This window comes from Streptomyces sp. NPDC091287 (assembly GCF_044768525.1).
GTDB lineage: Bacteria > Actinomycetota > Actinomycetes > Streptomycetales > Streptomycetaceae > Streptomyces.
In genome coordinates, this window is sequence record NZ_JBIVUV010000009.1 from 276,590 (window position 1) to 288,208 (window position 11,619).

Consider the following 11,619-nt stretch of genomic DNA (forward strand, 5'->3'; position numbering starts at 1 on the left):
CCAATGGTGTGAACCCGTGGGCGGCGGCGATCCCAAGGAGCGGTGTGCTCGTATGACTGACGCACAGTGATGGCCATGGATGTCATGCCGCAGCAGGATCCGGAGTCCCGCCGGCCGCCCGGGCCGTCCCCGCAGGGCCCGCAGGACCCGCAGGACACGCAGGGCCCTTACGTGATGCCCGCCGAAGGCGCCACCGCCGTACCCCCGCCGCCGCCCACCCTGCGGACGACGTTGCGCCGGGCCGCGTTCGGCGCGGTCGCCGCCGGGGTGCTGCTGGCCGGGGCGCTGGTGGCGGTGGAGGACGGGGAGGGCGACGGGCCGAAGGAGCCGGGGCCGGTCGAGCGGGCCGAGGCGGCGACGACCGCGGGCTCCCCCGCCTCGCTCTCGGACCTCACCGCGCTGATCGGGGACCGGCAGAAGTGGGTGGAGTCCCACCCGAAGGACGCCCCGTCCCTGGCGACGCTCGGCACGGCGTACGTGGAGTGGGCGCGGCGTTCGGCGGACACGGCGTACTACGCCCGCGCCGAGGAGGCCCTGAAGCGTTCGCTGGAGGCGCGGGCGGGTGAGCGCGGGAACGGGGAGGCGTGGGTGGGGCTGGCGGCCCTGGCCAACGCCCGGCACGACTTCCTCGCGGCGAAGCGGTGGGGCGAGACCGTGAAGAAGCAGCAGCCGAAGACCTGGAGCGTGTACCCGGTCCTCATCGACGCGTACACCGGTCTCGGCGACCAGAAGGCGGCGACCGCGGCGACGGAGAAGTTCGGCGAGCTGCGCAAGGGCGTTCCGGCGCTGGCCCGCACCGCCGAGCTGTACCGGGGCCAGGGCTGGCGCGAGGACGCGCTGGCCACCGCCCGGGAGGCGGCGGACCGGGCGACGCAGCCCGCCGAGAAGGCCGAGGCGCTGCACCGGCTCGGCGAGCTGGCCTGGGAGCGTGGCGAACCGGAGGAGGCGGTGGCGCAGTTCGACGCGGCGCTGCGCACGGACGCCGGTCACCACGCCTCGCTGGCGGGCCGGGCCCGGGCCCTGGTGGCGCTGGAGCGCACCGACGAGGCGCTGGCCGCGTACCAGAGCGCGCTGGAGAAGTTCCCGCGCCCGGAGTACGCCCTGGAGCTGGGCGAGCTGTACGAGTCGCTGGGGCTGGACGGGGACGCCCGCACCCAGTACGCCGCGCTGCGGGAGATGGTGGCCGCGGCGAGGAAGGCCGGGGTCGACGAGTCCCTGCTGCTGGCCCGCTTCGAGGCCGACCACGGGGACCCGGACGCGGCGGTGGAGCTGTTGCGCGGCCAGTGGGCGAAGCAGCACCGCAGTGCGGCGGTGGCGGACGCGCTGGGCTGGGCGCTGCACCGGGCGGGCGAGTCGGAGGAGGGCCTGGAGTACGCGCAGCGGGCCGCGGACACGGGCGTGCGGAACGCCTCGTACGCGTACCACCTGGGCGTGATCCAGCGGGAGCTGGAGGACTACGGTCCGGCGCGCCGCAATCTGGAGCAGGCCGTGCGCACGAACCCGGCCTTCTCGCCGCTCGCGGCGCCGCTGGCCCAGGAGGCACTGGAGGCGCTGGGCGCGCCGCCGGCGGGCGGGCCGGGTGACATGCAGCCGCCCCCGCCGCCCGCCCCGGAGCCGAAACCGGAGCCGAAGCGGGAGACGGCACGAGAGACGGAGCGGGAGACGAGGCCCGAGGCTCCGGCGCCCTCGAAAGCGGCCCCTTCCGCGTCCCCGTCCCCGGCCTCGTCGAAGGCGGCGGCGAGCAGCCCGGCGGCCGGGAAGCCGGAGGCGGCCGAGGCGTCGAAGAGCCCCTGACAGGGTGCCGTGAACGGCGTGGGCCGCCGCGGTCCGGGGTACTGCCCCGGGCCGCGGCGGCGTTCTGCGTGGGAGACGCAGGCCGAAGAGGTGCGGGTCAGAGGTTGCCGCGCTTCTCCTGCTCGCGCTCGATCGCCTCGAACAGAGCCTTGAAGTTGCCCTTGCCGAAGCCCATGGAGCCGTGGCGCTCGATCATCTCGAAGAAGACGGTCGGCCGGTCCTGGACCGGCTTGGTGAAGATCTGCAGCAGGTAGCCGTCCTCGTCGCGGTCGACGAGGATCTTCAGCTCGCGCAGGGTCTCGACCGGCACCCGGGTCTCCCCGGCCCACTCGCCGAGCGTGTCGTAGTACGAGTCCGGCGTGTCCAGGAACTGAACACCGGCGGCGCGCATCGCGCGGACCGAGGCGACTATGTCGTTCGTGGCGAGCGCGATGTGCTGGACACCCGCGCCGCCGTAGAACTCCAGGTACTCGTCGATCTGCGACTTCTTCTTCGCGATGGCCGGCTCGTTGATCGGGAACTTGACCTTGAGCGTGCCGTCGGCGACGACCTTCGACATCAGGGCGGAGTACTCGGTGGCGATGTCGTCGCCCACGAACTCCTTCATGTTGGTGAAGCCCATGACCTGGTTGTAGAAGCCGACCCACTCGTTCATCCGGCCGAGCTCGACGTTGCCGACGCAGTGGTCGATCGCCTGGAAGGTGCGCTTGGCGGGCGGCTCGACCATCGGCGAGGCCGCCGCGAAGCCGGGGAGGTAGGGGCCCTCGTAGCCGGAGCGCTCCACCAGGGTGTGGCGGGTCTTGCCGTACGTGGCGATGGCGGCGAGGACGACGGTGCCGTGCTCGTCCTTGACCTCGTGCGGCTCGGTGAGGCCGCGGGCGCCGTGCTCGACGGCGTACGCGTACGCGGCACGGGCGTCCGGGACCTCGATCGCGAGGTCGACGACCCCGTCGCCGTGCTCGGCGACGTGGTCGGCGAGGAAGGTGCCCCACTCGGTGGACGGCTTGATCACGGAGGTGAACACGAAGCGGGCGGCGCCATTGGTCAGGACGTAACTCGCGGTCTCACGACTGCCGTTCTCCGGTCCGGAGTAGGCGACGAGCTTCATGCCGAAGGCGGTCGAGTAGAAGTGCGCGGCCTGCTTGGCGTTGCCCACGGCGAAGACGACCGCGTCCATTCCCTTGACCGGGAAGGGGTCGGCCCGCCGGGCGGTGTCAGGGCTGGTGTGCAGAGTCTCAGTCATGTTCGAAGGCTCTCCCCACTTCGCAAGGTGCGCAATAGTTCGCTCATCGGCTGGTCAATGTGCCCAGCGAATCGCCATGATGGCCGGACTATCTGTACAGGGTGACCACAGAAGGCGGGCTCATGGCGATCGATCATCTGGACGGGCGGCTCATCGTGCTCCTGGCGCGCGAACCGCGGATCGGTGTCCTCGAAGCATCCCGGCGGCTCGGGGTGGCGCGCGGGACCGTGCAGGCGCGGCTGGACCGTCTTCAGTCGAACGGCGTCATCCGGGGATTCGGCCCGGACGTGGATCCGGCGGCGCTCGGCTACCCGGTCACCGCGTTCGCCACACTGGAGATCAAACAGGGCCAAGGTGCTGACGTACGGGCCTATTTGGGCGGCGTACCGGAAGTGCTGGAGCTGCACACCACCACCGGGCACGGCGACATGTTCTGCCGTCTGGTCGCCCGTTCCAACGCCGATCTCCAGCGGGTGATCGACCGGGTTGTCGGGTTTGATGGCATTGTCCGGGCCTCCACGGCGATCGTCATGGAGAACCCGGTTCCGCTGCGGATCATCCCGCTGGTGGAACAGGCGGCCGAGGACACCGACCGACCCGAGGCCCCGGGGCGTCATTGATCCGAAGGAGTGCCGTGTGAGCTTCTGGGAGTATCTGAGCACCCGCCACCAGCAGCTCCTCACGGACGCGTTCCAGCACGTCAGCGCGGTCTTCCAGTGCATGGTCATCGCCACCGTGCTGGGCGTGGTCATCGGCGTGGTGAGCTACCGCAGCGGCTGGGGCGGCTCGCTCGCCATCACCTCCACGGCCACGATCCTCACCATCCCCTCGCTCGCCGCGATCGGTCTGCTGATCCCGCTGGTCGGCCTCGGCGTCGCACCGACCGTGATCACCCTGACGCTGTACGGGCTGCTGCCGATCGTCCGGAACTCCATCGTCGGGCTGCGGGGCGTCGATCCGTCGCTGGTCGACGCGGCGACGGGCATCGGGATGTCGCGGCCGGCCCGCCTGTGCCGGGTGGAGCTGCCGCTCGCCTGGCCGCCGATCCTGACCGGCATCCGGGTCTCCACACAGATGCTGATGGGCATCGCCGCCATCGCCGCGTACGCCTCCGGGCCCGGCCTCGGCAACGAGATCTTCCGGGGCATCGCCTCGCTGGGCAGCGCGAACGCGATCAACCAGGTCCTCGCGGGCACGCTCGGCATCGTCGTCCTCGCCCTGCTCTTCGACGCCGCGTACGTCCTGCTGGGGCGGCTGACCATCCCGAGGGGGATCCGTGCCTGAGACCGAGACCGAGACCGACACCGGCACCGCGGGCGGGGCCGCCGCCACCTCCGGGGCCACCATCCAGCTGGAGAACCTCACCAAGAGCTACCCCGGCACCCCGAATCCGGCCGTCGAGAACGTCTCGATGGAGATCAGGGCGGGCGAGACGGTGGTCTTCGTCGGGCCGTCCGGCTGCGGCAAGTCCACCACCCTGAAGATGATCAACCGGCTGATCGAGCCGACGTCGGGCCGGATCCGGATCGACGACGAGGACGTCACCGACATCGACCCGGTGAAACTGCGCCGCAAGATCGGGTACGCGATCCAGTCCTCCGGCCTCTTCCCGCACATGACGGTCGCGGACAACATCGCCCTGGTCCCGAAGATGGTCGGCTGGTCCAAGTCACGGGTCAAGGACCGGGTGGAGGAGATGCTCGACCTGGTGGGTCTGGATCCGCGCGAGTTCCACGGCCGCTATCCGCGCCAGCTCTCCGGCGGGCAGCAGCAGCGGGTGGGGGTGGCGCGGGCTTTGGCCGCCGACCCTCCCGTACTGCTGATGGACGAGCCCTTCGGGGCGGTCGACCCGATCACCCGCGACCATCTCCAGGACGAGCTGATCCGGCTCCAGCACGAGCTGCACAAGACGATCGTGTTCGTCACCCACGACTTCGACGAGGCGATCAAGCTAGGCGACCGGATCGCGGTGCTGCGGGAGCGCTCGCACATCGCGCAGTTCGACACCCCCGAGGCGATCCTGACCAACCCGACGGACGACTTCGTCTCCGGCTTCGTCGGCGCGGGCGCGGCCCTGAAGCGGCTGAACCTGACCCGCGTACGGGATGTGGGCATCGCGGACTTCCCGACGGTGACGGTCGAGGACCCGCTCCAGTCGATCTTCAACAAGCTGCGCAACGGCCCGCACAACGAGCTGCTGATGCTGGACCGCCGCAACCGCCCGTACAAGTGGCTGCGGCGCGGCGACCTGATGCGGGCGCGCGGCTCGCTGGCGCGGGCCGGGCAGCTGGTGCACGACACGGTGACCCGGGACGCCACGCTGCACGACGCGCTGGAGGCGGTCCTCACCGACAGCGGGGGCCGGGTCGCGGTGACCGGGCGGCGCGGCGAGTTCATCGGGGTCGTGGACATGAAGACGCTGATGGACAACGTGCAGGAGCTGCTGGAGGCCGACCGGCTGACGGCGATGGAGCACCAGCACGAGCTGGAGGAGCTGCGGGGCCACCAGACGGAGCAGGAGCTGGAGGGGGGTGGCGGCGGCCGATGAGTCCCAGCCATCCGTCCGGCTCCGGCAAGGGCCCGGCCACCCCCACCCGTCCGCCGGGCGAACACGACGTCAAGGGCCACGCGTTCCACGACGAGGAGAGCGACCCCTCCCCCGGGCCGGCCGCGCCGGAGCGCCGGTTCACCTGGCGGAAGCTGGTGGTCCTGCCGGTGGTGCTGGTGGTCGTCCTGGCCGTCACCTACGTCTGGATCACCAACATCCACCTGGACTCGATCGCGGAGAACTCGCTGACCGGCGGCAATGTGCAGCTGCGCTGGTGGCAGCATGTGCGGCTGACGGCGATCTCCACGTTCTGGGTGCTGATCATCGCGATCCCGCTGGGCATCGCCCTGACCCGGCGGCGGCTGCGGAAGTCGGCCCCGGCGTTCACCGCGCTGGCCAACATCGGGCAGGCGACGCCCGCGATCGGTCTGCTGGCGCTGCTGGTGATCTGGCTGGGCATCGGCCCGCGGACCGCGATCATCGGCATCGTGATCTACGCGGTGCTGCCGGTGCTCTCCAACACGGTGGCGGGCCTGCGGGCGATCGAGCCGAACATGATCGAGGCGGCGCGCGGGATGGGGATGTCCGGCCGGGGCGTCCTGATGAAGGTGGAGCTGCCGCTCGCGGTCCCGCTGATCCTGGCCGGGGTGCGTACGGCACTCGTCCTGAACGTCGGCACGGCGACGCTGGCGACGTTCGGCGGGGGCGGCGGACTGGGCGACCTGATCACGTCGGGAATCCAGACGCAGCGGATGCCGGTACTGATCATCGGCTCGGTGCTGACGGTGGTGCTGGCCCTGCTGGTGGACTGGCTGGCCTCGCTGGCCGAACTGGCGCTGACGCCGCGCGGGCTGGAGGAGCGATGAGGAGGACCGCGTACGTTCCCCGGCGCGGGGCCTTCACGGTCGGCGGCGCGGCCCTGTCCCTCACGCTGGCACTGGCGCTGGGCGGCTGCGGGCTCAAGAGCGGTTCGCCGATGGTGGACGACGTGTCGCCGGGGTCGGTCGGGCAGGGCGAGCCGCTCAAGGGCGCGACGCTGACCGTGACCTCGAAGAACTTCAGCGAGAACATCATCCTGGGCCAGATGACCGGCCTGGTGTTCAAGGCGGCCGGGGCGGAGGTCCTGGACCGGACGAACCTGCCGGGTTCGATCAGCGCCCGCGAGGCCATCATCAACGGCGACGCCGACGCCCAGTGGGACTACACCGGCACCGGCTGGATCACCTTCCTCGGCCACGCGAACCCCATCGTCGACCCGAAGAAGCAGTACGAGGCCGTGCGGGACGAGGACCGGGGCAACGGGGTGGTCTGGCTGCCGCCGGCGCCGCTCGACAACACGTACGCGCTCGCCATCAGCAAGAAGAACAACGCCAGGTACCGGCTGAAGACCCTCTCGGACGTGGCGGCCCTGGCGAAGAAGGACCCGGGCGCGGTGACGATCTGCGTGGAGAACGAGTTCGCCTCCCGCGACGACGGGCTGCCCGGCATGGAGAAGCGGTACGGGATGAAGATCCCGGCGGGCAACATCCGGAAGATGGACGCCGGGATCATCTACACCCAGGTCTCCGAGTCCAACTCCTGCCTGCTGGGTGAGGTGTTCACCACCGACGGGCGCATCAAGGCCATGAACCTGGACGTCCTGGAGGACGACAAGAACTTCTTCCCCAACTACAACGCCTCCCCCGTCATCCACGAGGCGACCTTCGAGAAGTACCCGGTGATCGCGGAGCTGTTGGACCCGCTGGCGAAGAAGCTGACGACCGAGGTCGCGCAGACGCTGAACGCCAGGGTGGACGTCGAAGGCGAGGACCCGCACGAGGTGGCGAAGGACTGGCTGGTGGCGGAGGGGTTCATCGAGGAGGGGTGAGTTGCCAAAGGTCCTTGCAAACAGTCCGTTGCAAAAAAGACTTGCAAAGCGCTCTTTGCATCTCTACCTTCGAACCATGGCAGAGAACGAGGACGTCCGCCCCTACCGCTACGACGGCACCGACCGGAAGATCCACAACGTCGACGCCCGCACCTTGCGGGCCATCGCCCACCCCCTCCGGATGCGACTGCTGAAAGCGCTGCGCGATTTCGGCCCCGCCACCGCCTCCAGGCTCGGCGAGCGGCTGGGCGAGTCCAGCGGTGCGACCAGCTACCACCTGCGCCAGTTGGCCGAGTCCGGGATGGTCGAGGACGCCCCGGAGCTGGGCAAGGGCCGCGAACGCTGGTGGCGGGCGGCCCACGACGGCTCGACCGTCGAGAGCGCCGAATTCCGGACGCACGCCGACCCGGAGGTGCGCGGGGCCATCGACTTCCTCCTCCACGAGACGGCCACGAGCCACGCCCAGGAGCTGAACACCTGGCTGGGCACGATGGACGACTGGCCGGAGGAGTGGCAGCGCAGCTGGGACATGAGCGACTTCACGATCCGCCTCACCCCCGACCTGGCACTGGAGCTGGGCCAGAAGGTTCAGGAGCTCGTGGAGACCTACCGGGGCCGTGTCCCCGACGACACCGAGGGCTCGGCCGTCGTCCGGACCCACCTGCACACCTTCCCGCGCTCCTCCGAATGAACGCCGCGCCGCCAACCACCCACCACCCGAAGGGAACCGCCTTATGCACGCCGACGTACACCACCTCCTGCACACCGCCCGCGCGTCCGAACTCCACCACGAGGCGGCGCGTTTCCACCTCCCCCGCACCAGCCTGCGCACCCGGGTCGGCTGGGCCCTGGTCGAGGTGGGTCTGCGCCTGACGACCCAGAGCCGGGAGGCGACCGCGCCTCGCGCCGCCGCCTTCCATCCGGCCTGACCATCGACTCGGGGGAGACAGAACCATGGGGCACCGCACCCCGCTCGCCGCCACGCTCGCGGCCAACTCCATTTCCACCGCAGGCACGTCACTGACCCTGATCGGCGTCCCCTGGTTCGTCCTGGAGACCACCGGCAGCGCGGGCCGGGCCGGATTCGTCGCCTTCTGCGCCACTCTGCCGATCGTCGTCGCCGCCCTGATCGGCGGACCGGTCATCGACCGGATCGGCCGCCGCCGGGTCGCCATCGCCTCCGACGCGGTGTGCGCGTCGGCCATCGCGACGATCCCACTGCTGCACTTCGCCGGCGTCCTCGACTTCTGGATGCTGTGTGCGCTGATGGCGGTCAACGGGTTCGCCCACACTCCGGGCAACACCGCGCGCTACGTCCTGATCCCGGACCTGGCCGAGCACGCCGGCACCACCCTCCCCCGGGCCGCAAGCCTCTTCGACGCGGTCTCGCGCGGGGCCCGGATGGTCGGCGCGGCGCTCGCCGGCGTCCTCATCGCCTTCGTCGGCGCGGAGACGGTCCTGCTGCTGGACGCGGCGACGTTCGGGCTGTCCGCCCTGCTGATCGCCGCGGGGGTACGGGGGGTGCGCGCGGCCGAGCCGCGGAAGGCCGAGGCCCCGGTATCGCTGCGCGCCTACGGCTCCGAACTCCGCGAGGGATACGCCCACTTGCTGGGCAACCGGCTGCTGCTGGCGATCGTGGTCATGGTGATGTTCATGAACGGCACCGACCAGGGCTGGAACGCCGTACTGCTCCCCGTGCACGCCGAGGCCGAGCTGGGCGGCGCGACCGCCATCGGGCTGCTCACCGCGATGTTCGGGGCGGGCGGGCTGGCGGGGGCCCTGCTGTACGGGGCGGTGGGGCACCGGTTCTCACGGCGGACGGTGTTCACGGTGTGCGTGATCCTGTGCGGCGCGCCGAGGTTCCTGGTCGCCGCGGTGACCGGGACGCCGCTTCCGCTCGCGGTGACGATGCTGCTCGGCGGGATCGCGGGCGGCGTGCTGAACCCGATCCTGACGACGGTGATCTACGAACGGGTGCCGGACCGGCTGCGCAGCCGGGTCTCGGGGGCTCTGACGGCGGGCTGCGAGTTCGCGATGCCGCTGGGCGGGCTGGCGGCCGGGCTGCTGGTGGAGGGCGCCGGGGCGACGGGAGCGCTGCTGTTGATGGGCGGGGTCTACTTCCTGGCCACGCTGAGCCCGCTGGTGTTCCCGTCCTGGCGAACGCTGGACGACGCGCCGGGGGCGGAGCCCGTACAGCCGGCGCCACCCGTGCAGTCGGTGCCGCCGCAGGTCAGCAGCCCGGTACCTTCCCGCCCGACTCCAGGGCCTTGAGCGAGCCGACCGCGTCCTTCAGCGTGGAGACGGGCACGATCCGCAGCCCGTCGGGCGCCTCGGCCTCCGCCTGAGAGCACTCGGCCTTCGGCACGAGGAAGACGCTCGCCCCGTCACGGTGGGCGCCCTGGGCCTTCATCGACACGCCGCCGACAGCGCCGACCTTGCCGTCCGCGCTGATCGTCCCCGTACCGGCGATGGTGCGGCCGCCGGTGAGATCGCCGCCGGAGCCGTTGCCGTCGAGCTTGTCGATGATGCCGAGGGAGAGGAAGAGACCGGCGCTCGGGCCGCCGATGTCGCCGAGGTCCACCTCCACGCGCAGCGAACCGGGCTCGCGGTCCAGGTAGTTCAGGGCGGCGTCGACGGCGACGTTCTGCGACTGCTTCATGTCGTCGAGGTTGTGCTTCTCGATCTCCTTCTCGGAGCCACCGGTGGGGTAGACGGAGTCGCGCGGCATGACCGCCCGATCGGTCCGGAACCAGCCGTCGATCACCTCGCCGATACGGACGTCCGCCTTCGGCCCGGTGGCGAGGATCGTCGTCATCCTCAGCTGCCCGTCGGTGGGCCGGGGCTCCGCGCCGGTGATGGTGATCACCGGCCGCCCGTCGTCCTTGCCGAGCACGTCCGCGGTCACCCCGGGCCGAGCCAGGGTGAACGGCAGCGGCGCGAAGGCCGCCGTACCGAAGAGGGCGAGGACGGGCAGCGCGCAGAGGGCGAGGACGCGGGGGCGCGTGAGACGAGTGAGCACGCACCCAATCTAACCGCCGCCCTCCGGCCGGAACGCGCCAGGCGTACGCCGCCCCCGCCGCCTCCGCGGGTACCGGCCCGGGCACTCCCCGGCCGGTACCCGCCTACCGCAGGACGTCGGCCACTCCCCGGCCGGTACGGGCTACCGCAGGACGTCGGCCACTCCCCGGCCGGTACGGGCTACCGCAGCGCGTCGGCCACCTCCCGGGCGGCATCGAGCACGCGGGGCCCGACCCGTTCCGGTACGGCGTCGGCGAGCATGACGACACCGACGCTGCCCTCCACGCCCGAGACCCCGACCAGCGGCGCGGCCGCCCCGCTGGCCCCGGCCTCGAGTTCGCCGTGGGTGAGGGTGTAGCCGGGGTGTCCGGCCTCCGTGGTCTGCCGGGCCGACAGGATGGCCCGGCCGGCCGCGCCCCGGTCCAGCGGATGCCGGAAACCGGCCCGGTAGGCGACGTGGTAGTCGGTCCAGGTGGGCTCGACGACGGCGACCGCGAGGGCGTCGCTGCCGTCGACGAGCGTGAGATGGGCGGTGGCCCCTATGTCCTCGGCCAGGGAGCGCAGCGCGGGCAGCGCGGCTTCCCGGACGAGCGGATGCACCTGGCGGCCGAGCCGCAGCACACCCAGGCCGACCCGGGCGCGGCCGCCCAGGTCACGGCGGACCAGGGCGTGCTGCTCCAGGGTGGCGAGCAATCGGTAGACGACGGTCCGGTTGACACCGAGCTTGTTGGACAACTCGGTGACGGTCAGGCCGTGATCGGTGTCGGCGAGCAGTTTGAGGACGCGCAGTCCTCGGTCGAGCGTCTGGGAGGTCTCCGCTGTCACGACGCCCTCTCCTCTTCGGGGTGAGCGACGACGGTCCTGCTCCGGCGGGGTTGCGACGCCGGTCCCAGCGGCGACGCACGGAGAGGCCGCCGGCCTGGCAAGGCACCGGCTGCGCTCCGCGGCGGCGTTGCCACGGGGCGTTCATATGGCGGGGACAGTAGCGATCCAGTCCGCTCAGCGGAAGTCCTCGTCCAGAATCCGGTCTCCGGACACGGAGCCCCGGAACGGCCCGCACATAAGGGCCGGTCAGCGGGACGGCGTCCGGAAAGCGAACATCTACGCGCGTTCACGTGTCGCGACACCATCAGGGCCCGCGTCCACGGA

The 11,619-nt window shown here is 71.3% G+C and carries 12 protein-coding genes; 9 read left to right on the top strand and 3 right to left on the bottom strand.

The annotated features are described in order from the left end of the window. Nucleotides 1–75: 75 nt before the first annotated feature. Nucleotides 76–1,794, top strand: a complete 1,719-nt coding sequence (locus tag ACIQRW_RS17950; RefSeq protein WP_403760929.1) for a tetratricopeptide repeat protein — start codon at nucleotides 76–78, stop codon at nucleotides 1,792–1,794. Nucleotides 1,795–1,891: 97 nt separating this feature from the next. Here the strand turns inward: ACIQRW_RS17950 and hppD are convergent, their stop codons facing one another. Then, nucleotides 1,892–3,037 (bottom strand): 4-hydroxyphenylpyruvate dioxygenase, encoded by a 1,146-nt coding sequence (gene hppD, locus ACIQRW_RS17955; protein WP_403760932.1) that lies wholly within the window; start codon nucleotides 3,035–3,037, stop codon nucleotides 1,892–1,894. Between the two features lie 122 nt (nucleotides 3,038–3,159). On the opposite strand from hppD, the gene ACIQRW_RS17960 reads away from it, so the two are divergent. From ACIQRW_RS17960 to ACIQRW_RS17995, 8 genes are all read left to right on the top strand, one after another. After that, complete coding sequence (locus ACIQRW_RS17960; protein WP_403760935.1) at nucleotides 3,160–3,657, top strand: Lrp/AsnC family transcriptional regulator; 498 nt, start codon at nucleotides 3,160–3,162, stop codon at nucleotides 3,655–3,657. 16 nt (nucleotides 3,658–3,673) lie between these two features. Further along, a complete protein-coding gene (locus tag ACIQRW_RS17965) occupies nucleotides 3,674–4,321 on the top strand; it encodes an ABC transporter permease (protein ID WP_329155929.1) in 648 nt (215 codons plus the stop codon). Continuing rightward, complete coding sequence (locus ACIQRW_RS17970) at nucleotides 4,314–5,585, top strand: betaine/proline/choline family ABC transporter ATP-binding protein (protein ID WP_403760940.1); 1,272 nt, start codon at nucleotides 4,314–4,316, stop codon at nucleotides 5,583–5,585. Before ACIQRW_RS17965 ends, ACIQRW_RS17970 begins: the two co-directional genes overlap by 8 nt. Continuing rightward, nucleotides 5,582–6,451, top strand: coding sequence for an ABC transporter permease (locus ACIQRW_RS17975; protein WP_403760942.1), 870 nt, complete (start codon nucleotides 5,582–5,584; stop codon nucleotides 6,449–6,451). Before ACIQRW_RS17970 ends, ACIQRW_RS17975 begins: the two co-directional genes overlap by 4 nt. A gap of 110 nt (nucleotides 6,452–6,561) precedes the next feature. After that, nucleotides 6,562–7,452 carry a glycine betaine ABC transporter substrate-binding protein gene (locus tag ACIQRW_RS17980; protein ID WP_403761073.1) on the top strand — a complete coding sequence of 297 codons (891 nt, stop codon included), beginning with the start codon at nucleotides 6,562–6,564 and terminating at the stop codon, nucleotides 7,450–7,452. A gap of 76 nt (nucleotides 7,453–7,528) precedes the next feature. Then, on the top strand, nucleotides 7,529–8,143 hold the full coding sequence (locus ACIQRW_RS17985) for an ArsR/SmtB family transcription factor (RefSeq protein ID WP_403760945.1): 615 nt from the start codon (nucleotides 7,529–7,531) through the stop codon (nucleotides 8,141–8,143). Nucleotides 8,144–8,186: 43 nt separating this feature from the next. After that, nucleotides 8,187–8,381, top strand: a complete 195-nt coding sequence (locus ACIQRW_RS17990; protein WP_403760947.1) for a hypothetical protein — start codon at nucleotides 8,187–8,189, stop codon at nucleotides 8,379–8,381. 25 nt (nucleotides 8,382–8,406) lie between these two features. After that, nucleotides 8,407–9,723, top strand: coding sequence for an MFS transporter (locus tag ACIQRW_RS17995; RefSeq protein WP_403760950.1), 1,317 nt, complete (start codon nucleotides 8,407–8,409; stop codon nucleotides 9,721–9,723). On the opposite strand, the gene ACIQRW_RS18000 is transcribed toward ACIQRW_RS17995, so the two are convergent. Next, nucleotides 9,683–10,471: a S16 family serine protease gene (locus ACIQRW_RS18000; RefSeq protein WP_403760953.1), complete on the bottom strand. Its 789-nt coding sequence runs from the start codon at nucleotides 10,469–10,471 to the stop codon at nucleotides 9,683–9,685. The genes ACIQRW_RS17995 and ACIQRW_RS18000 overlap by 41 nt on opposite strands. A gap of 179 nt (nucleotides 10,472–10,650) precedes the next feature. Next, on the bottom strand, nucleotides 10,651–11,295 hold the full coding sequence (locus ACIQRW_RS18005) for an IclR family transcriptional regulator (protein ID WP_018958460.1): 645 nt from the start codon (nucleotides 11,293–11,295) through the stop codon (nucleotides 10,651–10,653). Nucleotides 11,296–11,619: the final 324 nt, after the last annotated feature.